Annotated in this window: 23 protein-coding genes; 19 read left to right on the forward strand and 4 right to left on the reverse strand. The window is 40.3% G+C overall.

Annotation, left to right across the window (positions count from 1 at the left end; genetic code table 11):
* Positions 1 to 121: 121 nt before the first annotated feature.
* The gene (locus M1G12_RS00205) at positions 122 to 451 is read right to left on the reverse strand and encodes a hypothetical protein (RefSeq protein ID WP_000653208.1); all 330 of its coding nucleotides are present in this window, start codon (positions 449 to 451) and stop codon (positions 122 to 124) included.
* Positions 452 to 613: 162 nt separating this feature from the next.
* On the opposite strand from M1G12_RS00205, the gene M1G12_RS00210 reads away from it, so the two are divergent.
* From M1G12_RS00210 to carB, 6 genes are all read left to right on the forward strand, one after another.
* On the forward strand, positions 614 to 1156 hold the full coding sequence (locus tag M1G12_RS00210; RefSeq protein WP_060805712.1) for a YceD family protein: 543 nt from the start codon (positions 614 to 616) through the stop codon (positions 1154 to 1156).
* A complete protein-coding gene (gene nth / locus M1G12_RS00215) occupies positions 1156 to 1785 on the forward strand; it encodes an endonuclease III (RefSeq protein ID WP_000244443.1) in 630 nt (209 codons plus the stop codon). Before M1G12_RS00210 ends, nth begins: the two co-directional genes overlap by 1 nt.
* 210 nt (positions 1786 to 1995) lie before the next feature.
* The gene (gene pyrR / locus M1G12_RS00220) at positions 1996 to 2517 is read left to right on the forward strand and encodes a bifunctional pyr operon transcriptional regulator/uracil phosphoribosyltransferase PyrR (RefSeq protein ID WP_247949185.1); all 522 of its coding nucleotides are present in this window, start codon (positions 1996 to 1998) and stop codon (positions 2515 to 2517) included.
* 18 nt (positions 2518 to 2535) lie between these two features.
* Complete coding sequence (locus M1G12_RS00225; protein ID WP_000115770.1) at positions 2536 to 3459, forward strand: aspartate carbamoyltransferase catalytic subunit; 924 nt, start codon at positions 2536 to 2538, stop codon at positions 3457 to 3459.
* 49 nt (positions 3460 to 3508) lie between these two features.
* Positions 3509 to 4588, forward strand: a complete 1080-nt coding sequence (locus tag M1G12_RS00230; protein WP_000166853.1) for a carbamoyl phosphate synthase small subunit — start codon at positions 3509 to 3511, stop codon at positions 4586 to 4588.
* 200 nt (positions 4589 to 4788) lie between these two features.
* Positions 4789 to 7965 carry a carbamoyl-phosphate synthase large subunit gene (gene carB / locus M1G12_RS00235; RefSeq protein WP_247949186.1) on the forward strand — a complete coding sequence of 1059 codons (3177 nt, stop codon included), beginning with the start codon at positions 4789 to 4791 and terminating at the stop codon, positions 7963 to 7965.
* A 69-nt stretch (positions 7966 to 8034) separates the two neighbouring features.
* Here the strand turns inward: carB and M1G12_RS00240 are convergent, their stop codons facing one another.
* From M1G12_RS00240 to tacF, 3 genes are read right to left on the reverse strand one after another with little or no spacing between them, the layout of a single operon-like run.
* Positions 8035 to 8844 carry a LicD family protein gene (locus tag M1G12_RS00240; RefSeq protein ID WP_247949187.1) on the reverse strand — a complete coding sequence of 270 codons (810 nt, stop codon included), beginning with the start codon at positions 8842 to 8844 and terminating at the stop codon, positions 8035 to 8037.
* A gap of 1 nt (position 8845) precedes the next feature.
* Positions 8846 to 9649, reverse strand: a complete 804-nt coding sequence (locus M1G12_RS00245; RefSeq protein WP_084953146.1) for a LicD family protein — start codon at positions 9647 to 9649, stop codon at positions 8846 to 8848.
* Between the two features lie 9 nt (positions 9650 to 9658).
* Positions 9659 to 11146, reverse strand: coding sequence for an oligosaccharide flippase family protein (gene tacF, locus M1G12_RS00250; RefSeq protein WP_247949188.1), 1488 nt, complete (start codon positions 11144 to 11146; stop codon positions 9659 to 9661).
* A gap of 440 nt (positions 11147 to 11586) precedes the next feature.
* Between tacF and M1G12_RS00255 the strand changes: the two genes are divergently transcribed.
* From M1G12_RS00255 to M1G12_RS00315, 13 genes are all read left to right on the forward strand, one after another.
* The gene (locus M1G12_RS00255) at positions 11587 to 12294 is read left to right on the forward strand and encodes an IspD/TarI family cytidylyltransferase (protein WP_247949189.1); all 708 of its coding nucleotides are present in this window, start codon (positions 11587 to 11589) and stop codon (positions 12292 to 12294) included.
* 4 nt (positions 12295 to 12298) lie between these two features.
* Positions 12299 to 13321 (forward strand): ribitol-5-phosphate dehydrogenase, encoded by a 1023-nt coding sequence (locus M1G12_RS00260; RefSeq protein ID WP_247949190.1) that lies wholly within the window; start codon positions 12299 to 12301, stop codon positions 13319 to 13321.
* A gap of 16 nt (positions 13322 to 13337) precedes the next feature.
* The gene (locus tag M1G12_RS00265; protein ID WP_247949191.1) at positions 13338 to 14207 is read left to right on the forward strand and encodes a phosphotransferase; all 870 of its coding nucleotides are present in this window, start codon (positions 13338 to 13340) and stop codon (positions 14205 to 14207) included.
* Entirely contained in the window at positions 14197 to 15075 is an 879-nt protein-coding gene (locus tag M1G12_RS00270) for a DMT family transporter (protein ID WP_000791850.1), read from the forward strand. The genes M1G12_RS00265 and M1G12_RS00270 overlap by 11 nt, the downstream gene beginning before the upstream one ends.
* 11 nt (positions 15076 to 15086) lie before the next feature.
* Positions 15087 to 15776 carry a sugar phosphate nucleotidyltransferase gene (locus M1G12_RS00275; protein ID WP_061589800.1) on the forward strand — a complete coding sequence of 230 codons (690 nt, stop codon included), beginning with the start codon at positions 15087 to 15089 and terminating at the stop codon, positions 15774 to 15776.
* Between the two features lie 87 nt (positions 15777 to 15863).
* The gene (gene dprA / locus M1G12_RS00280) at positions 15864 to 16712 is read left to right on the forward strand and encodes a DNA-processing protein DprA (RefSeq protein WP_000705318.1); all 849 of its coding nucleotides are present in this window, start codon (positions 15864 to 15866) and stop codon (positions 16710 to 16712) included.
* 269 nt (positions 16713 to 16981) lie between these two features.
* Complete coding sequence (gene topA / locus M1G12_RS00285; RefSeq protein WP_247949192.1) at positions 16982 to 19069, forward strand: type I DNA topoisomerase; 2088 nt, start codon at positions 16982 to 16984, stop codon at positions 19067 to 19069.
* A gap of 105 nt (positions 19070 to 19174) precedes the next feature.
* Complete coding sequence (locus tag M1G12_RS00290) at positions 19175 to 19534, forward strand: YbaN family protein (protein WP_050389980.1); 360 nt, start codon at positions 19175 to 19177, stop codon at positions 19532 to 19534.
* Between the two features lie 92 nt (positions 19535 to 19626).
* Entirely contained in the window at positions 19627 to 20259 is a 633-nt protein-coding gene (locus tag M1G12_RS00295) for a copper homeostasis protein CutC (protein ID WP_084928457.1), read from the forward strand.
* 43 nt (positions 20260 to 20302) lie between these two features.
* The gene (locus M1G12_RS00300) at positions 20303 to 20959 is read left to right on the forward strand and encodes an MmcQ/YjbR family DNA-binding protein (protein WP_084953140.1); all 657 of its coding nucleotides are present in this window, start codon (positions 20303 to 20305) and stop codon (positions 20957 to 20959) included.
* Positions 20960 to 21262: 303 nt separating this feature from the next.
* Complete coding sequence (locus M1G12_RS00305; protein ID WP_247949193.1) at positions 21263 to 22825, forward strand: 2-isopropylmalate synthase; 1563 nt, start codon at positions 21263 to 21265, stop codon at positions 22823 to 22825.
* An 11-nt stretch (positions 22826 to 22836) separates the two neighbouring features.
* Positions 22837 to 23874: a 3-isopropylmalate dehydrogenase gene (leuB, locus tag M1G12_RS00310; protein WP_247949194.1), complete on the forward strand. Its 1038-nt coding sequence runs from the start codon at positions 22837 to 22839 to the stop codon at positions 23872 to 23874.
* Positions 23871 to 24140: a DUF1294 domain-containing protein gene (locus M1G12_RS00315; protein WP_045607025.1), complete on the forward strand. Its 270-nt coding sequence runs from the start codon at positions 23871 to 23873 to the stop codon at positions 24138 to 24140. The genes leuB and M1G12_RS00315 overlap by 4 nt, the downstream gene beginning before the upstream one ends.
* The last annotated feature ends 2 nt before the right edge of the window (positions 24141 to 24142 follow it).

Consider the following 24142-nt stretch of genomic DNA (forward strand, 5'->3'; position numbering starts at 1 on the left):
AAATAAAGTTTCTTTATTTGATAGACTTAGTTGTTCATGTCTCCCTTACCTCCGAGTATTAGTATCTTTATCCTATACCTTTAAGGAAATTTTGTCAACAGAAAACTGACAATTCTAATCTCTAAAATCCGAAAACAGGTCCATAGAGAGTCAGTACGTGTTTGATATGCTCGTAATGGAATTTATCATAGTTTCGCCAAGCAGTGCGTGCTTGATCATTCAGTTTTAGGCTACCAAGACCAATCAGAAGACTGGTACGTTGGTAAAATTTCTCAAGGTCGATTAAAATACTGTTGTCCAACTTTTCCGCTTTTTTGAGCTCTTGCAGAGTAGTGTTTAGCAGCTCTTGCAGTCGAATATCATCTGCCCTACCCTGTTTGCAGCTTTGGAAACTTTTATTTAACTCGGATAGGAGTTGGGTTGCATTAGTAATGAGTTCTTTGTCTTTCATGTGAGCATCCTCCTTGCTCTGATGTATTATTGCCTATAGTATGGCACTAAAAAATGTCATAGTAAACATGTTAAAAAATCGAATGTTAATTAAAAAGTTTGGTGGGCTGATTTGTAGGCTTTTCATGGTATAATCAAGAGAGTAAATCTTTATGGAGGAAGTATGAAATTAAATATTCAAGAAATTCGTAAGCAGTCTGAAGGCTTGCATTTTGAACAAACGTTAGACCTAGCCGCAGACCTGCATGCACGCAATCAAGAAATTTTAGATGTAAAAGATATCCTTGCAGTTGGGAAAGTACAGTACGAAGACCGTATGTATTTTTTAGATTATCAATTATCTTATACCATTGTTCTTGCTTCAAGTCGCAGTATGGAACCAGTTGAGTTAGTTGAATCTTATCCAGTAACGGAAGTTTTCATGGAAGGTGCAACTAACCAACTAGATCAGGAAGTTTTAGACGATGATTTGGTCTTGCCTATCGAAAATGGAGAACTTGACCTTGCTGAGAGCGTGTCAGATAATATCCTTCTCAACATTCCTATCAAGGTCTTGACGGCTGAAGAAGAGGCTGGTCAAGGATTTGTTTCAGGAAATGACTGGCAAATCATGACAGAAGAAGAATACCAAGCCCAACAGGCAGTTAAGAAAGAAGAAAACAGTCCTTTTGCTGGCTTACAAGGACTATTTGACGGAGACGAATAATGGTCTTGTCAAAAAAACGAGCACGAAAAGTGCTGGAAGAAATAATTGCTCTGTTTCCAGATGCCAAGCCCAGTCTTGATTTTACCAATCATTTTGAACTACTAGTTGCGGTCATGTTGTCAGCTCAGACAACGGATGCAGCGGTAAATAAGGCTACACCAGGTCTCTTTGCTGCCTTTCCAACGCCACAAGCCATGTCTGTAGCGACAGAGAGTGAGATTGCTTCACACATTTCTCGCCTGGGACTGTATCGGAATAAGGCTAAATTCCTTAAAAAATGTGCCCAACAGTTACTAGATGATTTTGATGGCCAAGTTCCTCAAACACGTGAGGAATTGGAAAGTCTTGCAGGAGTTGGTCGCAAGACAGCCAATGTTGTCATGAGTGTGGGCTTTGGGATTCCAGCCTTTGCAGTGGATACTCATGTGGAGCGTATCTGCAAACACCACGATATCGTCAAAAAATCAGCGACACCACTTGAGGTGGAAAAGCGGGTCATGGATATCTTGCCACCGGAGCAGTGGTTAGCTGCCCATCAGGCCATGATTTATTTTGGAAGAGCTATTTGTCATCCTAAAAATCCAGAGTGTGACCAGTACCCACAGTTATATGACTTTAGCAATTTATAAGATGGGGTTTCAAAAGTTTTTGCTTGATTTTAAGCATGCTTTGTGCTATAGTATTTGATAACTAAATAGTCCTTTAAACCTGTCCCGTGAGGCAGGCAAGGAGCGCGATAAAGTAGAAGGGTGAAGTCTATACTGTATACAGTAGGGCTCGCTTAGCTATACATTTCAAGTCTCCTTGTAGAAGGAGACTTTTCTTTTTGGAGGTTTGTCATGAAGACAAAAGAAGTTGTAGACGAATTGACTGTCAAACGAGCGATTACGCGAATTACTTATGAGATTATTGAGCGCAATAAAGATTTGAATAAAATTATCCTAGCTGGGATAAAAACGCGTGGTGTTTTCATCGCTCATCGTATCAAAGAACGCTTGGAGCAGTTGGAAAACATCACTGTTCCTGTTGTGGAATTGGATACTAAACCTTTCCGTGATGATGTTAAAAGTGGAGAAGATACTTCTTTGGTTTCTGTCGATGTGACAGACCGCGAAGTTATCTTGGTGGATGATGTGCTCTATACAGGTCGTACCATCCGTGCTGCTATTGATAATATTGTAGGTCATGGTCGTCCTGCGCGCGTGAGTTTAGCAGTTCTAGTCGATCGTGGACATAGAGAATTGCCAATCCGTCCAGATTACGTTGGAAAAAACATACCAACTAGTCGTTCTGAAGAAATCATCGTAGAGATGGCAGAACTTGATGGCCAAGATAGAGTTCTGATTACTGAAGAAGCTTAGAAAGCTAAAGGAGTAGCCATGTCAGTAAATCAACAAGCATTAAACCATGTGGTGTCCATGGAAGACCTCACTGTCGATCAAGTGATGAAATTGATCAAGCGAGGAATTGAGTTTAAAAATGGAGCTCAGCTTCCCTATGAGGACCATCCGATTGTTTCCAATCTTTTCTTTGAGGATTCTACACGAACGCATAAGTCCTTTGAAGTGGCAGAGATTAAACTGGGATTGGAGCGACTTGACTTTGATGTGAAGACTAGTTCAGTCAATAAGGGTGAGACACTTTATGATACCATTTTGACTCTGTCTGCTTTAGGAGTGGATGTCTGTGTGATTCGCCACCCTGAGGTTGACTACTACAGAGAGTTAATTGCAAGTCCCACGATTACGACTTCCATCATCAATGGTGGAGATGGTTCGGGTCAACACCCTAGCCAGAGCTTGCTTGATTTGATGACTATTTATGAGGAATTTGGTCACTTTGAGGGTCTCAAGGTTGCGATTGCAGGTGACTTGGACCACTCACGCGTTGCTAAATCCAATATGCAGATTTTGAAACGCTTGGGAGCTGAACTTTATTTTGCTGGACCTGAGGAATGGAGAAGTCAAGAGTTTGCAGATTATGGACAGTTTGTAACCATTGATGAAATCATTGATCAGGTGGATGTCATGATGTTTCTCCGTGTGCAACATGAACGCCATGATAGTGGAGCTGTCTTTTCAAAAGAAGACTACCATGCCCAACATGGCTTGACTCAAGAACGTTATGACCGTTTGAAAGAAACAGCAATCCTTATGCACCCAGCCCCAGTCAACCGTGATGTAGAAATCGCAGACCACTTGGTTGAAGCACCAAAATCACGGATTGTCCAACAAATGACCAATGGTGTCTTTGTTCGAATGGCAATCTTAGAATCCGTACTGGCGAGTAGAAACGCCAACTAAAACACAAGACGTTAAAAGACGCCAGTGAGCGTCCACGAGAGGTGAAAATATGACAAAAAGACTTCTAGTATTAGAAGATGGCACAGTTTTTGAAGGCAAGGCCTTCGGAGCAGATATTGATGTAACAGGCGAAATCGTCTTTAATACAGGTATGACCGGCTACCAAGAATCCATTACAGACCAGTCTTATAATGGACAAATCTTGACCTTTACTTATCCTTTGGTGGGAAATTATGGAATTAATCGTGATGATTACGAATCCATCATTCCAACTTGTAAAGGAGTCGTTGTTTTTGAAGAAGCACGAAGAGCAAGCAACTGGCGCAACCAAATGACCTTGGATGAATTTTTGAAAGCCAAGAAAATTCCGGGTATTTCTGGAATTGATACGCGTGCACTTACCAAGATTATCCGTAAGCATGGTACGATGCGTGCAACCTTGACTCATGTTGGAGATAGTATGGACCATGTGACGGACCAGCTCCAAGCAACAGTTTTGCCGACAGATAATATCAAGCAGGTTTCTACTAAAACATCCTATCCAGCTCCAGGAGTTGGTTTGAGCGTGGTTCTAGTGGACTTTGGTCTTAAGCACTCAATTCTACGTGAACTTTCTAAACGCAACTGTAACGTGACAGTTGTTCCCTATTCGACAACGGCTGAAGAAATTCTCCATCTCAATCCTGACGGAGTTATGTTGTCAAACGGTCCAGGTAACCCAGAAGATGTTCCACAGGCACTGGATATGATTCGTGGTGTGCAAGGGAAAATTCCAATCTTTGGTATTTGTATGGGGCATCAACTCTTTGCAATGGCAAATGGTGCTAAGACCTACAAGATGAAATTTGGACACCGTGGATTCAACCATGCGGTACGCGAAATTGCTACAGGACGTGTGGATTTTACAAGTCAAAACCATGGTTATGCAGTTAGCCGTGAGGATTTGCCAGAACACTTGATTATCACCCACGAAGAAATCAATGACAAGTCAGTTGAAGGTGTGCGTCACAGATACCAACCTGCTTTCTCTGTTCAATACCACCCAGACGCAGCCCCTGGTCCACACGACGCAAGCTACCTATTCGACGAGTTTATCGAGATGATGGAAGCTTTTAAACAATCAAACTAAGAACGAGTAAAAGCTCGTCGAAGAATTTATTTAATGGCAACCTGAGAGTTGCCGAATAGAAAGGAGAAGATACATTGTTCGCGGAAGTGAACACGCCCTAAGAACTGTGTGAAAAAGATAAACATCGTCTTGACGCTGAAGGTGTCTGCACCGAGTTTCCTATTTTCACTGTGTTCTTTACGGGCTTTGTATCATAAACTATGCCTAAACGTACTGATATTCAAAAAATTATGGTGATTGGTTCTGGTCCGATTATTATTGGTCAGGCTGCTGAGTTTGACTATGCTGGAACCCAGGCTTGCTTGTCGTTGAAAGAGGAAGGTTATGAGGTTGTCTTGGTTAACTCAAATCCTGCAACCATCATGACGGATAAGGAAATTGCTGATAAGGTTTATATTGAACCGATTACACTTGAGTTTGTGACACGTATTCTTCGTAAGGAACGTCCAGATGCCTTGCTACCAACACTCGGTGGTCAGACAGGTCTCAACATGGCCATGGAATTATCTAAAAATGGTATCCTCGATGAGCTTGGTGTTGAACTTCTGGGTACTAAATTATCTGCCATTGACCAAGCCGAGGACCGTGATCTCTTTAAACAGTTGATGGAAGAGCTCAACCAACCCATTCCAGAATCTGAAATTGTCAACACAGTCGAAGAAGCAGTTGCCTTTGCAGCAACAATTGGTTACCCAGTCATCGTCCGTCCAGCCTTTACCCTTGGTGGTACTGGTGGTGGTATGTGTGCTAATGAGGAAGAATTGCGTGAAATCGCTGAAAATGGTTTGAAATTGTCACCTGTTACCCAATGTTTGATTGAACGTTCAATCGCAGGTTTCAAGGAAATCGAATACGAAGTGATGCGTGACTCAGCTGACAATGCTTTGGTTGTTTGTAACATGGAAAACTTTGATCCAGTTGGGATTCACACAGGGGATTCCATTGTATTTGCCCCTGCGCAAACCATGTCAGACTATGAAAACCAAATGCTACGTGACGCGAGCTTGAGCATCATTCGTGCCCTCAAAATTGAAGGTGGATGTAATGTTCAGCTGGCCCTTGACCCCCATAGCTTTAAGTATTATGTCATCGAAGTAAACCCTCGTGTATCACGTTCGTCAGCACTTGCTTCTAAGGCGACAGGTTACCCAATTGCTAAGTTAGCTGCTAAGATTGCAGTAGGTTTGACTTTGGATGAGGTTATTAACCCAGTTACAGGTTCAACCTATGCCATGTTTGAGCCTGCCCTTGACTATGTGGTTGCCAAGATTCCGCGTTTCCCATTTGACAAGTTTGAAAAAGGGGAGCGTCGTCTAGGTACACAAATGAAGGCGACCGGAGAAGTCATGGCGATTGGCCGTAACATCGAAGAGTCACTTCTTAAAGCTTGTCGTTCCCTTGAAATTGGTGTGCACCACAATGAAATGCCTGAACTTGCCAGTGTTTCAGATGATGACTTGATTGAAAAAGTAGTCAAAGCCCAAGACGATCGTCTTTTCTATGTATCAGAAGCAATTCGTCGTGGCTACACACCAGAAGAAATTGCAGAGCTTACAAAAATTGATATTTTTTATCTGGATAAACTCTTGCATATCTTTGAAATTGAGCAGGAGTTGGGCGCACATCCTCAGGATGTCGATGTCCTGAAAACAGCTAAACTAAATGGATTTTCAGACCGTAAGGTTGCTGAACTCTGGGAAACGACAGCTGACCAAGTTCGCCAACTTCGTTTGGAAAACAAGATTGTTCCTGTTTATAAGATGGTAGATACTTGTGCGGCAGAATTTGACTCTGAAACACCATACTTCTATTCAACCTATGGTTGGGAAAACGAGTCTATCAAGTCTGATAAGGAATCCGTTCTAGTTCTAGGTTCTGGTCCAATCCGTATCGGTCAAGGGGTCGAGTTTGACTACGCAACTGTTCATTCAGTTAAGGCTATTCAGGCGGCTGGCTATGAAGCCATCATCATGAATTCAAACCCAGAGACCGTTTCTACAGACTTCTCTGTATCAGATAAGCTTTACTTTGAGCCATTGACATTTGAAGATGTTATGAACGTCATTGACTTGGAGCAACCAAAAGGTGTTATTGTTCAGTTCGGTGGTCAAACAGCTATCAACCTAGCTGAACCATTGGCTAAAGCAGGTGTGACTATTCTTGGTACGCAAGTAGCTGACCTAGACCGTGCGGAAGACCGTGACCTCTTCGAGCAAGCTCTAAAAGATTTGGATATTCCACAGCCACCAGGACAAACGGCTACCAATGAAGAAGAAGCAGTTCTTGCAGCTCGCAAGATTGGCTTCCCAGTTCTTGTCCGCCCATCTTATGTACTTGGTGGACGTGCCATGGAAATCGTTGAAAACGAAGAAGACCTTCGCTCTTATATGCGTACTGCGGTTAAGGCAAGTCCAGACCACCCTGTTCTTGTTGACTCTTATATCGTCGGACAAGAGTGTGAAGTCGATGCCATTTCAGACGGACAAAACGTCCTCATCCCTGGTATCATGGAGCATATCGAACGTGCCGGTGTCCACTCAGGTGACTCAATGGCCGTTTATCCACCACAAACCTTGTCGCAAAAGGTGCAAGAAACAATCGCAGACTATACTAAACGCCTAGCAATCGGTCTTAACTGCCTTGGAATGATGAACATCCAGTTTGTCATCAAGGATGAAAAAGTCTATGTTATTGAGGTCAATCCACGTGCCAGCCGTACGGTGCCATTCCTTTCTAAGGTAACCAATATCCCTATGGCTCAAGTAGCAACCAAGCTCATTCTGGGTCAAAAACTTGAAGAACTTGGCTACCAAGATGGACTTTACCCTGAAAGTACCCGCGTTCATATCAAGGCACCTGTCTTCTCCTTTACGAAACTAGCTAAGGTAGACAGCTTGCTCGGTCCTGAAATGAAGTCAACAGGTGAAGTTATGGGTTCTGATACGACTTTGGAAAAAGCTCTCTATAAAGCCTTTGAAGCTTCTTACCTACACTTGCCAACCTTTGGTAATGTTGTCTTTACTATCGCTGATGATGCCAAAGAAGAGGCCTTGGATTTGGCTCGTCGTTTTCAAAATATTGGCTATGGAATTCTCGCGACAGAAGGGACAGCAGCCTTCTTTGCCAGTCATGGATTGCAAGCCCAACCTGTTGGTAAGATTGGTGATGACGATAAGGATATTCCAAGTTTTGTTCGCAAAGGAAGAATTCAAGCTATCATTAATACAGTTGGAACAAAACGAACTGCTGACGAAGATGGAGAGCAAATTCGCCGTTCAGCTATTGAACACGGAGTGCCCCTCTTCACAGCCTTAGATACAGCTAACGCCATGCTCAAAGTATTGGAAAGCCGTAGTTTTGTCACAGAAGCAATTTAAATAGAAAAAAGAGAAGGTGTAACGATCTTCTCTTTTTTGTTATATTTTTTCTTGTAAACTACTGCTTAATCAGCTTTTGCGATAAGCTTTAATGCTATGACTATACCATTCTTGCATTTCCTTTGATGGTGGTGTCATATAATCCCCGTACATCTGGGTTAAAAATTGATCATATTTTTTAGGGACGGGCAACATACGGCCTTCAAACTCAGTTAAGATGAGTTCTTTAAAGGTATCAACTGGGAAGACTTCTTTCATTCCTTCTTTACCAATACCAATTCCTCCCTCATATTGAGGAGTGTTAGTTGCAGCATTTTTGACTAGCTGATCAATTTTCTTGTAAAAGTAACGGGGATTGACAAATCGGAGGGCGTACCAGCTACATAATCTTAGAAAATCTTTTAACTTGCTGTCACCGTGAACTGCGCGTGATTTTTTAATATAAGCTAGTTGACGAAGGGCTACATACTTATAACTCTTGTCGACAATGCTCAAATCTGTAAAGCGATCAATTGGGAAGACATCGATAAAGAGACTGGTGTCATGACGCTTGTACTTAACATGGTCTTCGATAACAGTAGAAGTATCCAAAATCGATGCGAAATTATGGAAGTACCAAGAAGAAGTGTCGTATGAAAGAACCTTATAGCGAGGGTGATTTTCTTTTTCAATAATCTTCAGTAAACGCTCATAATCTTCACGATAGAGAGAAATATCAATATCATCATCCCATGGAATCATACCTTTGTGGCGGATAGCTCCAAGCATGGTTCCATAACTGAGAAAATAAGGAATATTATGTTTCTTACAAGTCTCATCAATATAGTCTAGCAGGGCTAGTTGAATTTCTTTAATTTCTTTTTTTTCTAAATACTGCATCCTAATCCTCCAATTTGTAAGCGTGAAATTCATGGCTGTAGAAGCGTTTTTCTTCTGGTGGTAGGGTCATATAATCTCCATAAAATTGTGTCAAAATAGTATCAAACTTTTCAGGTGCAGGAAGGCTTAAATTTTCAAAGGGTAAATCAATTGTTTTATCAAAGGTACCACTTGGGAAGACTTCCTTTTCTTTAAATTTAGAAGGGATAAAAGCCATATACTGCCCATCCTTACGACTATATTTTTGAATTTCTTTCTCGATTTTATGTGCGAAATAACGAGGAGAAACAGGTCGAAGGAGTAACCAGAAGGCTGTTCGTATCCAATCTTTTAAAAGGTTATCTTTATAGACAATATTTTTGTGTTTACTGAAAGACAGAAGTTTGAAGCTTTCCAGCTTATAACAAGTATCAATGACCTTAGGATCATCAAAGCGATCCATAGGGAAAATATCGATAAAAACACCTGACTCATAGGTTTTTGTATTCCGAGTATCAATAATTTTAGTCGTACTGTCTGTTATTTTGATAAAGTTGTTAAAGTAGTTCTTATCAGTTTCTAAGGAAAGGAGCTTATATTTGCTTTTTTCCTTTTGAAAAATGTTTATAAATCGTTGGTAGTCTTCTCGAGGCATGGACAGATCAATATCGTCGTCCCAAGGGATAAAGCCCTCATGTCGAACTGCCCCAATCAGAGTACCGTAGTTAATAATATAGTTGATATTGTGCTTTTTACAGAGAGTATCAATATAATCCAAAATTTCTAATTCAATTTGTTTGGCATCTTCAATGGTTAGTTGTTTCATTCTAAACTCCTATGATCTTTTGAATTTATTTTTTAAGGCTAGGACATGGTTTAAAAATTCATAGAAAATGCTATCTTTGGTGAAGGCAAGTAGACCAATATAAGAGATGGCTGATAGCAAGACAATCAAACCAGTATTAATCAAAAATGGCAAATTAATGACCATATCCACAGGATACAAGAAATTAATCAGGAAATAAATTCCTACAAAGGAAAGTGAAAAGAGCGAGTATCGAATAGTATAGCTGAAGATATGTCCTAAGTGGATGAGTTGTTTTCTATGGATGAAAATGATATAGAAAACAAGTAGAGAGGCCTCTGATAGCATAGTTGTCAGTAAGTAGTATTCAGGAGCCACGATGTGGTTGAAAAAGAGGAGACTATTTAAGCCCAAATTGAGTAATCCTGCAAAGACTGTGTAAACTGTAATACGTTTTTCATAGCCATTTGTAAAGAGAATTTGGGAACCAAGAATAGTATCTAAGGCCAGGATAATCGTACGAAAAGCGAAGAGAGAGGTTAAGATACCGCCTCCGATATATTTTTCACTACCGTAAAGTAGGATGGCATTTGGTCCTAAAACCATGAGTCCGAAACTGAGTGGAATGATAAAGAAGTTAAAGATTCGACTTCCTCTGTTAACCAGAGAAACATAGGCTTCTTTGTCTCCTTTACCCAAATAGTAACTGAGACGAGGCACACTCACTCCGATAGCTCCTGTTACAACACCAGCTATAACGGTCACAATTCGCTGAGCCATGGTATAGTAACTAACGTTGACATCAATCCCTGTTTTAACGAGGAAGAGTCGATCCAAAAAAGTGAAGAGCATATTGGCATTGGCAAAGACCAACATGGCTGTCAAAGGGAGAAAGAGCGGTTTAAAATCACTTATGTGAATCTTAACAAGCTTAATGTCTCTTTTAATCCAAAAATAACTAATCAGATAGTTAATCAGTGTCGATAAACTCATCACAAGTGTATAGACAACAATATCGTGTTCATTTTTGACAAACAGGAAAATAGATACCAGCATCAGGATACGGATGAAGGCAGTCTTGTAAAAGAGAAAACTGTAATTTTCCAGAGCTTCATTGACCCACTCGATTGAAAAAATCTGGGCAATGAGTTGAATCCCCATAACAAGGTAGACCTTTTTGACGATTGGATTATCTGTAAAGAAGAGAGGATAGGCTAGGATATAGACAGCGGTGGTCAAAATCGTACAAGCTATGCACAAATAAAAAAGACTAGAGAAGGTTCTATTCAGATCTTTTTTGTTATCCTTGACATTACTGATGGCCCGTAAACCGTAGTTATAGACTCCATAAGTTGCAAAGGGTAAGAAAAATGACAAAATTGTGTCGACTGAGTTGAAGTAACCGTAGTCAGTTCGGTCCAAGACACGCGCGACGTAGGTACCAGTTAAGATGGGAAAAATAATATTCAAGACACGAATTCCCATGTAAGATAGAGCATTTAATTTTATACTTTTCATTCAATTTACCTCGTTTTTCATTATATCATAAAGTCAGCTAATAAGAAATGAAGGGCAGTAATACTCTTCGAAAATCAAATTCAAACCACGTCAGCGTCGCCTTACCGTACTCAAGTACAGCTTACGGCTAGCTTCCTAGTTTGCTTTTTGATTTTCATTGAGTATAAGTCAAGTAATCACTTTGAAGTTTCAAAGCTTAATTTTAAGCTTTCTTTAAGAAAACTATATTATTCTGAAGAACTCTAAAATTTCACAGCCATTTATTAGTAATGACTATTGAATTCCTAGTCACTACTAGAAATGGACTAGTTTCTTTGAATAATGGAACTGCTTAATCCTCCTATTCTAGAACGGGATGACTAGTATTTCTTTTATGATAGGACTAGATTGTGGTATAATAGAGAGAATAAGTTTTTTTAGTAAGACAAAGGAGAAAATAGATGATTTATGCAGGAATTCTTGCTGGTGGAACTGGCACACGCATGGGAATCAGTAACTTGCCAAAACAATTTTTAGAGCTAGGTGATCGACCTATCTTGATTCATACAATTGAAAAATTTGTCTTGGAACCAAGTATTGAAAAAATTGTAGTTGGGGTTCATGGAGACTGGGTTTCTCATGCAGAAGATCTTGTAGATAAATATCTTCCTCTTCATAAGGAACGTATCATCATTACAAAAGGTGGTGCTGACCGCAATACAAGTATTGAGAAAATCATTGAAGCCATTGATGCTTATCGTCCGCTTACTCCAGATGATATCGTTGTTACCCACGATTCTGTTCGTCCATTTATTACACTTCGCATGATTCAAGACAATATCAAACTTGCGAAAAATCATGACGCAGTGGACACAGTGGTGGAAGCGGTTGATACTATCGTTGAAAGCACCAACGGTCAATTTATTACAGATATTCCAAATCGTGCTCACCTCTATCAAGGGCAAACGCCTCAAACGTTCCGTTGCAAGGACTTCATGGACCTTTACGGTTCTCTCTCTGCTGAAGAGAAGGAAATCTTGACAGATGCATGTAAAATCTTTGTCATTAAAGGGAAAGATGTAGCCTTGGCCAAGGGTGAATACTCAAATCTGAAGATTACAACCGTAACAGATTTGAAGATTGCAAAAAGCATGATTGAGGAAGAGTAATAAAATGATTAATCAAATTTACCAACTAACAAAGCCTAAGTTTATCAATGTCAAATACCAGGAAGAGGCTATTGATCAAGAGAATCATATTCTCATCCGCCCTAATTATATGGCGGTCTGTCATGCGGATCAGCGTTACTATCAAGGAAAACGTGATCCAAAGATTTTGAATAAAAAACTTCCAATGGCAATGATTCACGAGTCATGTGGAACCGTTATTTCTGACCCGACGGGAACCTACGAGGTTGGGCAAAAAGTTGTCATGATTCCCAATCAGCCTCCTATGCAGAGCGATGAAGAATTCTATGAGAACTACATGACAGGGACACATTTCTTGTCTAGTGGCTTTGATGGCTTTATGAGAGAGTTTGTTTCTCTTCCTAAAGACCGTGTGGTGTCTTATGATGCTATCGAAGATACGGTTGCAGCCATTACAGAGTTTGTCAGTGTCGGCATGCATGCTATGAATCGCTTATTGACTCTTGCTCATAGCAAGCGGGACCGAATCGCCGTTATCGGAGATGGAAGTTTAGCTTTTGTGGTTGCCAATATTATCAACTATACTTTGCCAGAAGCAGAGATTGTGGTTATTGGTCGTCATTGGGAGAAATTGGAACTTTTCTCATTTGCCAAAGAATGCTATATTACTGACAATATTCCTGAAGATTTGGCCTTTGACCATGCTTTTGAGTGTTGTGGTGGTGATGGTACTGGACCAGCTATTAATGATTTGATTCGCTATATTCGTCCTCAGGGAACGATTCTCATGATGGGCGTTAGCGAATATAAAGTCAATCTCAATACTCGCGATGCCTTAGAAAAGGGCTTGCTCTTAGTTGGTTCCTCTCGTTCTGGTCGCATCGATTTTGAAAATGCCATCCAAATGATGGAAGTCAAGAAATTTGCCAATCGTCTTAAAAATGTCCTTTATCTAGAAGAACCTGTAAGAGAAATTAAAGATATTCACCGTGTCTTTGCGACCGATTTAAACACAGCCTTTAAAACTGTGTTTAAGTGGGAAGTATAAGTGCTGGAGGTTAATTGTGGAGAAAATCATTAAAGAAAAAATTTCTTCCCTACTTAGTCAAGAAGAGGAAGTCGTCAGTGTTGAACAACTGGGGGGAATGACCAATCAAAACTATTTGGTCAAAACAACAAATAAGCAATATATTGTTAAGTTCTTTGGTAAAGGGACAGAAAAGCTTATCAATCGTCAAGATGAAAAGTACAATCTTGAACTACTAAAGGATTTAGACTTAGATGTAAAAAATTATCTTTTTGATATTGAAGCTGGTATCAAAGTTAATGAGTATATCGAATCTGCGATTACGCTTGATTCAAGGTCAATCAAGACCAAATTTGATAAAATTGCTCCAATATTACAAACTATTCATGCTTCTGACAAGGAATTAAGAGGAGAATTTGCTCCTTTTGAAGAAATCAAAAAATACGAATCTTTGATTGAGGAAAAAATCCCTTATGCTAACTATGAAGCAGTTAGAGAAGAAGTCTTCTCCTTAGAGAAAAGATTGGCTGACTTAGGTGTTGACAGAAAATCTTGTCATATCGATTTGGTGCCTGAAAACTTTATCGAATCACCTCAAGGACGACTTTATCTGATTGACTGGGAATATTCATCAATGAACGATCCAATGTGGGATTTGGCTGCTCTCTTTTTAGAGTCTGAATTCACTCCTCAAGAGGAAGAAGCTTTCTTATCTCACTATGACAGTGAGCAAACACCTGTCTCTCGTGAAAAGATTGCCATTTATAAAATTTTACAAGATGCTATTTGGAGTCTATGGACAGTCTACAAAGAAGAGCAAGGTGCAGATTTTGGTGACTATGGTGTGAGTCGTTACCAAAGAGCTGTTAAAGGTCTGGCTAATTATGGAGGTTCATATGAAAAATAAAAATGGAGTTTCCTTCGGTCTACTCTCAGGTGTTTTCTGGGGGTTAGGTCTAACAATTAGCGCTTACATCTTTTCAATTTTTACAGATTTGTCGCCCTTTGTGGTGGCCGCTGCTCACGATTTCTTGAGTATCTTTATCTTACTAGCTTTTCTCTTGGTAAAAGAAGGAAAAGTTCGTCTCTCAATTTTCTTAAATATTCGCAATGTCAGTGTTATCATAGGAGCCTTATTAGCAGGTCCTATTGGTATGCAGGCCAATCTTTATGCAGTTAAGTATATCGGTAGCTCCTTGGCTTCATCTGTATCGGCTATTTACCCTGCGATTTCAGTTTTATTGGCTTTCTTCTTTTTGAAGCACAAGATTTCGAAAAATACTGTATTTGGTATTGTCTTGATTATTGGAGGGATTATTGCCCAGACCTATAAGGTTGAACAGGTCAATTCCTTCTACATTGGGATTCTCTGTGCTTTGGTTTGTGCTATTGCATGGGGAAGCGAAAGTGTTCTTAGTTCTTTTGCCATGGAAAGTGAATTGAGTGAAATCGAAGCCCTCTTAATCCGTCAAGTGACTTCATTCTTGTCCTATCTAGTGATTGTGCTCTTCTCTCATCAGTCATTTGCAGAAGTAGCTAATGGACAATTGCTAGGTCTTATGATTGTCTTTGCAGCCTTTGATATGATTTCCTATTTGGCTTATTATATCGCTATCAATCGCTTGCAACCAGCCAAGGCTACAGGCTTGAATGTGAGCTATGTAGTATGGACAGTCTTGTTTGCAGTTGTTTTCTTGGGTGCACCGCTAGATATGTTGACAATTATTACGTCACTTGTCGTCATTGCTGGAGTTTATATTATTATTAAAGAATAAAGGAGATTCGTGTGAAAGCTATCATCTTAGCAGCGGGATTGGGAACTCGCTTGCGTCCTATGACTGAAAATACCCCTAAAGCCTTGGTTCAGGTTAATGAAAAACCTTTGATTGAATACCAAATTGAGTTTCTCAAAGAAAAAGGAATCAATGATATCATCATCATCGTTGGTTACCTTAAAGAACAATTCGATTACTTGAAAGAAAAATATGGTGTTCGCCTCGTCTTCAATGATAAATACGCTGACTACAATAACTTTTACTCTCTCTATCTTGTAAAAGAAGAATTAGCTAACAGCTATGTTATTGATGCCGATAATTATCTCTTTAAAAATATGTTCCGCAATGATTTGACACGTTCGACTTATTTTAGTGTTTATCGTGAAGATTGTACCAACGAATGGTTCTTGGTCTATGGAGATGACTATAAGGTTCAAGACATTATTGTTGATAGCAAGGCAGGTCGCATCCTTAGTGGTGTATCCTTCTGGGATGCTCCAACTGCAGAAAAGATTGTCAGCTTTATCGATAAGGCCTATGCAAGTGGTGAATTTGTTGATCTCTATTGGGACAATATGGTTAAGGATAATATCAAAGAGCTAGATGTCTATGTTGAAGAATTAGAAGGCAATAGCATCTATGAAATCGATAGTGTCCAAGACTATCATAAATTAGAAGAAATTCTTAAAAACGAAAATTAAAGATTCCAACATCTGGCTGAAATAGTCGGATGTTTTTTTGATTTTTTACGAATAAATAGATGAGTAGAAAAAGAAATGGAGATATTTATGAAAATCACAAACTATGAAATCTATAAGTTAAAAAAATCAGGTTTGACCAATCAACAGGTTTTGGCAGTTCTAGAATACGGTGAAAATGTCGATCAAGAACTTTTGTTGGGTGATATTGCAGAAATATCAGGTTGCAGAAATCCAGCTGTTTTTATGGAACGTTACTTTCAGATAGACGATGCGCATTTGGAGAAGGAGTTTCAAAAATTTCCATCTTTCTCTATTTTAGATGACTGTTACCCTTGGGATTTGAGTGAAATATATGATGCGCCTGTACTTTTATTTTACAAGGGAAATCTTGACCTCTTGAAATTCCCGAAGGTAGCAGTCGTGGGCAGTCGTGCGTGTAGCAAACAGGGAGCTAAGTCAGTTGAAAAAGTCATTCAGGGCTTGGAAAATGAACTGGTTATCGTCAGTGGCTTAGCCAAGGGCATTGACACAGCAGCTCATATGGCAGCTCTTCAGAATGGCGGAAAAACCATTGCAGTGATTGGAACAGGACTGGATGTGTTTTATCCTAAAGCCAATAAACGCTTGCAAGACTACATCGGCAATGACCATCTGGTTCTAAGTGAATACGGACCTGGTGAACAACCTCTGAAATTTCATTTTCCTGCCCGTAATCGTATCATTGCTGGACTTTGTCGTGGTGTGATTGTAGCAGAGGCTAAGATGCGTTCAGGTAGTCTCATTACCTGTGAGAGAGCAATGGAAGAAGGGCGCGATGTCTTTGCTATTCCTGGTAGCATTTTAGATGGACTATCAGACGGTTGCCATCATTTGATTCAAGAAGGGGCAAAATTGGTCACCAGCGGGCAGGATGTTCTTGCGGAATTTGAATTTTAATACTCTTCGAAAATCTCTTCAAACCACGTCAGCTTCACCTTGCCGTAGGTATGGTTACTGACTTCGTCAGTCTCATCTGCAACCTCAAAGCAGTGCTTTGAGCAACCTGCGGTTAGTTTCCTAGTTTGCTCTTTGATTTTCATTGAGTATAAGAAGAAAGTCCGCTTACTAGACAAACTTTTCTTCTATATATAGTAGCTAAGTCTTGACAGTTATGGCAAAATGGTTTACACTTTATAAAGTTTATTACTTTGAAAAGGTGTGATACTGTGGCTACGGCAACAAAAAAGAAAAAATCAACAGTTAAAAAAAATCTAGTAATCGTGGAGTCGCCTGCTAAGGCCAAGACGATTGAAAAATATCTAGGCAGAAACTACAAGGTTTTAGCCAGTGTCGGGCATATCCGTGATTTGAAGAAATCCAGTATGTCTGTCGATATTGAAAATAATTATGAACCGCAATATATCAATATTCGAGGAAAGGGCCCTCTCATCAATGACTTAAAAAAAGAATCCAAAAAAGCTAATAAAGTCTTCCTGGCGAGTGACCCGGACCGTGAAGGAGAAGCGATTTCTTGGCATTTGGCCCATATTCTCAACTTAGATGAAAATGATGCCAACCGTGTGGTCTTCAATGAAATCACCAAGGATGCGGTCAAAAATGCTTTTAAAGAACCTCGTAAGATTGATATGGACTTGGTCGATGCCCAACAGGCTCGTCGTGTCCTAGACCGTTTGGTAGGCTATTCGATTTCGCCTATTTTGTGGAAGAAGGTCAAGAAGGGCTTATCAGCAGGGCGCGTTCAATCTATTGCGCTTAAGTTAATCATTGACCGTGAGAATGAAATTAATGTCTTTCAGCCTGAAGAATACTGGACAATTGATGGTGTCTTTAAAAAGGGAACCAAGCAATTTCAGGCATCCTTCTATGGAGTAGATGGCAAAAAGCTGAAACTGACTAGCAATGATGAGGTCAAGGAAGTCTTGTCTCGTCTGACTAGTAAAGACTTTTCAGTGGATCAGGTGGATAAGAAAGAGCGCAAACGCAATGCTCCATTACCTTATACTACTTCATCTATGCAGATGGATGCTGCCAATAAAATCAATTTCCGTACTCGAAAGACCATGATGGTTGCCCAACAGCTCTATGAAGGGATTAATATTGGTTCTGGTGTCCAAGGTTTGATTACTTATATGCGTACTGATTCGACCCGTATCAGTCCTGTAGCCCAAAATGAAGCTGCAAGTTTCATTACGGATCGTTTTGGTAGCAAGTATTCTAAGCATGGTAGCAAGGTTAAAAATGCTTCAGGTGCTCAGGATGCCCATGAGGCTATTCGCCCGTCTAGCGTTTTTAATACACCTGAAAGTATTGCTAAGTATCTGGACAAGGACCAGCTCAAGCTCTATACCCTTATCTGGAATCGTTTTGTGGCTAGCCAGATGACAGCTGCTGTCTTTGATACTATGGCTGTTAAATTGTCGCAAAATGGAGTTCAATTTGCTGCCAATGGTAGTCAGGTTAAGTTTGATGGTTATCTTGCCATTTATAATGATTCTGACAAGAATAAGATGTTACCGGACATGGCTGTTGGAGATGTAGTCAAGCAGGTAAATAGCAAACCAGAGCAACATTTCACTCAACCGCCTGCTCGCTATTCTGAAGCGACACTGATCAAGACCTTGGAGGAAAATGGGGTTGGCCGTCCGTCAACCTACGCACCAACAATTGAAACCATTCAGAAACGTTATTATGTTCGCCTTGCAGCCAAACGCTTTGAACCGACAGAGTTGGGAGAAATTGTTAATAAGCTCATCGTTGAATATTTCCCAGATATCGTAAACGTGACCTTTACAGCTGAAATGGAAGGCAAACTGGATGATGTCGAAGTCGGAAAAGAGCAGTGGCAACGTGTCATTGATGCCTTTTACAAACCATTCTCCAAAGAAGTGGCCAAGGCTGAAGAAGAAATGGAGAAAATCCAGATTAAGGATGAACCAGCTGGATTTGATTGTGAAGTGTGTGGCAGTCCAATGGTCATTAAACTTGGTCGTTTTGGTAAGTTCTATGCTTGTAGCAATTTCCCAGATTGCCGTCATACCCAAGCAATCGTGAAAGAAATCGGTGTTGAGTGTCCAAGTTGTCATCAGGGACAAATCATTGAGCGTAAAACCAAGCGTAACCGTCTCTTCTATGGTTGCAATCGCTATCCAGAATGTGAATTTACCTCTTGGGATAAGCCTGTTGGTCGTGACTGTCCAAAATGTGGCAATTTCCTCATGGAGAAAAAAGTCCGTGGTGGTGGCAAGCAGGTTGTATGTAGTAATGGTGACTACGAAGAAGAAAAGATTAAATAAGAGGAGAGTCCTGAAAGTGAATTTCAGGCTCTTTTTGGTTGGAACTTGACAAAATTCACCATTGTATGCGAAACTAGAAGAAGATTATTTTAACTAGGAGAAGTTATGCGTATTATTTATCTAATTATTGGCTTTTTATCACTGGCCTTGGCTATTATTGGGGTTGTTTTACCCTTGTTGCCCACAACGCCTTTTCTTTTATTGTCTATTGCTTGTTTCTCCAGAAGTTCCAAGCGCTTTGAAGATTGGCTTTATCATACCAAGCTCTATCAAACATATGTAGCTGATTTTCGCGAGACTAAGTCTATTGCGCGTGAACGTAAAAAAAAGATTATTGTCTCTATCTACATCTTAATGGGAATTTCCATTTATTTTGCACCTCTTTTACCAGTCAAAATCGGTCTGGGTGCTTTGACTATCTTTATCACTTATTATCTCTTCAAGGTCATTCCTGACAAAGAATAGTTAAAATAGTAGTTATTTGCCTTGATAAAATTGAAAATATATTTACAACAATATGATATAATAAATTCAAAGTAATACTCAAGGAGAATCAAATGATTTACGAATTTTGTGCTGAAAATGTGATCTTGCTTGAAAAAGCGATGCAGGCTGGAGCTCGTCGAATCGAACTTTGTGACAATCTAGCAGTTGGTGGGACAACACCCAGCTATGGAGTGACTAAGGCAGCGGTTGAACTGGCAGTTAACTACGATACAACCATCATGACCATGATTCGTCCACGTGGTGGCGACTTTGTCTATAATGAACTAGAAATTGCAATCATGCTAGAAGACATTCGTTTAACTGCTCAGGCTGGAAGTCAAGGGGTTGTATTTGGGGCTTTAACTGCTGATAAGAAGTTGGATAAACCTAATCTTGAAAAGTTAATTGCTGCATCAAAAGGAATGGAAATTGTCTTCCACATGGCCTTTGATGAATTGAGTGATGAGGATCAACTGGAAGCTATTGACTGGCTTAGTCGAGCTGGTGTCACTCGAATCCTGACTCGTGCGGGTGTATCTGGCGATTCACTAGAAAAACGTTTTGCTCACTATCACAGAATTTTAGAGCACGCTAAAGGTAAGATTGAAATTCTACCAGGTGGGGGGATTGACCTTGACAACCGTCAAATCTTTATCGACCAACTGGGAGTGACACAACTACATGGTACTAAGGTTGTCTTTTAAAAAATAGAAAGGAACTGCTAGCTTTGGGTAGCAGTTTTCACTTATGTTTGAAATTTTTAAATCCTATCAATTGAATCAAGAAAAGGCTCATGATTATGGTTTTGTAGAAAATAGTGGAGTCTGGACCTATAGTTGCCAGATTTTGCAAGGTGATTTTGTCATGACTGTGTCCATCAGTGCTGATAATGTGAACTTTCAAGTCTTTGACCAGGAGACTGGTGATCTCTATCCTCAAGTTCATATGGAAAGCATGAGGGGAAGTTTTGTCGGAAATGTCCGTGAGGCTTGTTTGGAGATTCTTTACCAGATTCGGAAGGCTTGTTTTGAGGTACAGGATTTTATCTGCCCTCAGACTAAGCGAATCATGACTCAAGTTCAGGAAAAGTATGGTAATCAGTTGGAGTATTTGTGGGAGAAATCGCCTGATACGGCAGTGTTAAGACACGAAGGCAATAAAAAGTGGTATGCCGTCTTGATGAAAATCTCTTGGGATAAGCTGGAAAAGGGCAGAGAAGGACAGTTGGAAGCAGTCAACCTCAAACATGACCAAGTAGCTGATTTACTTTCACACAAAGGCGTTTATCCAGCTTTTCATATGAATAAACGTTACTGGATTAGTGTGGTGCTTGATGATACTTTATCAGATAAAGAAGTATTGGAATTGATAGAAAAAAGTTGGAACTTAACTACTAAAAAATGAAACATTTCAAGGATTTTCAATTAGCAAAATATTCTCTACTGAAGAAATTTTCAGAAAATATTGGATTTTTTCTTGACAAGTACTTTTGCCTATGCTAAAATACTAAACAAGATATCAAACGAAGGAGAAAGTCAAACATGAAAACAGCTAAGTTTAATCAATTTGCTTTGTTGTTGAGGTACTCGGGCTAGTGCAAAAAGCATTAGTCCTGTTTGGCTTACCAAGCGGGAGTGAATCAACATCTCGCTTGGACTTCTGAGCGAGATGTTTTTTTAAAACCACATTTGGAAAAGGGGAAATCTTATGAGAACAGTTGAATTTCTAGATACCAGCCTTCGGGATGGAGAACAGACACCTGGTGTTAATTTTTCAATCAAGGAAAAAATTGCCATTGCAAGACAGCTGGAGAAATGGGGCATTTCAGCAATTGAAGCTGGTTTTCCAGCGGCTAGTCCAGACTCATTTACGGCAGTTCAGGAGATTGCTAAGACCTTGAAGAAAACGGCAGTGACTGGTTTGGCCCGCTCTGTCAAGTCTGATATTGATGCTTGTTACGAAGCCCTCAAGGATGCCAAATATCCACAGGTTCACGTCTTTATCGCTACTAGTCCCATTCACCGCAAGTATAAGCTCAATAAGAGCAAGGAAGAGATTCTAGAAGCTATTAAGGAGCATGTCTCTTATGCACGTTCCAAGTTTGAGGTTGTCGAATTCTCTCCTGAGGATGCGACCAGAACAGAGTTGGATTTCCTCTTACAAGTCGTTCAAACAGCGGTTGATGCAGGTGCGACTTATATCAATATCCCTGATACGGTAGGATTTACCACACCAGAGGAATATGGAGCTATCTTCAAATACTTGATTGAGAATGTCAAAACGGAACGTCAGATTATCTATTCGCCTCACTGTCATGATGACCTCGGAATGGCAGTGGCTAATAGCCTTGTTGCTGTCAAGAATGGGGCAGGACGAGTCGAAGGAACCATCAATGGTATCGGGGAGCGAGCTGGTAATGCTGCTTTGGAAGAAATTGCAGTGGCCCTCAATATTCGTCAAGATTACTATCAAGCAGAAACTAGTATTGTTTTAAATGAAACCATCAATACGTCAGAAATGGTTTCTCGCTTCTCAGGTATCCCAGTTCCTAAAAACAAGGCCGTTGTTGGTGGCAATGCCTTTTCTCATGAATCTGGTATTCACCAAGACGGAGTTCTTAAAAATCCTCTTACTTATGAAATCATCACCCCTGAATTGGTCGGTGTCAAGAGTAACAGCCTCCCGATTGGAAAATTATCTGGACGTCATGCTTTTGTTGAGAAACTGAGAGAATTGGCCCTAGATTTTACAGAAGAGGATATCAAACCACTTTTTGCTAAGTTCAAGGCGCTGGCTGATAAAAAGCAAGAAATCACAGATGCAGATATTCGTGCTCTGGTAGCTGGAACCATGGTTGAAAATCCAGAAGGTTTCCACTTTGATGATTTACAACTTCAAACTCATGCAGATAATGACATTGAAGCACTCGTTAGCCTAGCCAATATGGATGGTGAGAAAGTCGAGTTCAATGCGACAGGACAAGGCTCTGTTGAAGCTATATTTAACGCTATCGATAAGTTCTTTAACCAATCCGTTCGTTTGGTGTCCTACACCATTGATGCTGTGACAGATGGAATTGATGCTCAAGCTCGGGTTTTAGTCACTGTTGAAAACAGAGATACGGAAACCATCTTTAACGCAGCAGGTCTTGATTTCGATGTTCTAAAGGCTTCGGCAATTGCCTACATAAATGCTAATACCTTTGTTCAAAAAGAGAATGCAGGTGAGATGGGACGCAGCGTTTCTTACCGCGATATGCCTAGTGTGTAAAGGAGAATGCTATGACAAAGAAAATAGTAGCTCTAGCAGGGGACGGAATTGGCCCAGAAATCATGGAGGCTGGTTTAGAGGTTCTGGAAGCTCTAGCTGAAAAAACAGGTTTTGACTATGAGATTGATAGACGACCCTTCGGAGGTGCAGGTATTGATGTTGCGGGGCATCCCTTACCTGATGAAACCCTCAAAGCCAGTAGAGAAGCAGATGCTATTCTCCTAGCGGCTATCGGTAGTCCTCAGTATGATGGAGCAGTAGTTCGCCCTGAACAAGGCCTGCTGGCTCTCCGCAAGGAACTCAATCTCTATGCCAATATTCGACCGGTAAAAATCTTTGATAGTCTCAAGCATTTGTCACCACTAAAACCAGAACGAATTGCTGGTGTAGACTTTGTTGTGGTACGGGAGTTGACAGGTGGGATTTATTTTGGGGATCATATTCTTGAAGAAAGAAAAGCGCGTGATATCAACGACTATAGCTATGAGGAAGTGGAGCGGATTATTCGCAAAGCCTTTGAAATCGCAAGAAGTCGGAGAAAAATCCTTACCAGTATTGATAAGCAAAACGTTCTAGCGACCTCAAAACTCTGGCGGAAAGTAGCTGAGAAGGTCGCAAAGGATTTCCCAGATGTGACCTTGGAACACCAGCTAGTCGACTCAGCTTCCATGCTTATGATTACTAATCCTGCTAAGTTTGATGTCATCGTGACGGAGAATCTTTTCGGAGATATTCTATCTGATGAATCAAGCGTTCTATCTGGCACACTTGGGGTTATGCCATCAGCCAGTCATTCTGAAAATGGACCAAGTCTCTATGAACCTATTCACGGTTCAGCACCTGATATTGCAGGTCAAGGAATTGCCAATCCTATTTCCATGATTTTATCAGTGGCCATGATGCTGAGAGACAGCTTTGGACGTTATGAGGATGCAGAGCGTGTCGAGCGTGCTGTTGAGGCAAGTTTGGCAGCTGGTGTTTTAACAAGAGATATAGGTGGACAGGCTTCGACCAAGGAAATGACGGAAGCTATTATCGCAAGGTTATGAAGTTAGACGAAAAAATTACTCTAGTCCTTTTGATTTGGAATGTCATCATTTTCTTGATTTATGGCATTGACAAATCCAAGGCGAGGAGAAGAGCTTGGCGCATCCCTGAGAAAATCTTACTTATTTTAGCCTTTACTTGTGGTGGTTTTGGTGCTTGGTTAGCAGGAATCATCTTTCATCACAAGACTCGAAAATGGTACTTTAAAACAGTTTGGTTTCTTGGGATGGTGACTACACTAGTAGTCTTATATGTTATTTGGAGGTAATA

This window comes from Streptococcus mitis (assembly GCF_023110375.1).
GTDB lineage: Bacteria > Bacillota > Bacilli > Lactobacillales > Streptococcaceae > Streptococcus > Streptococcus mitis_CI.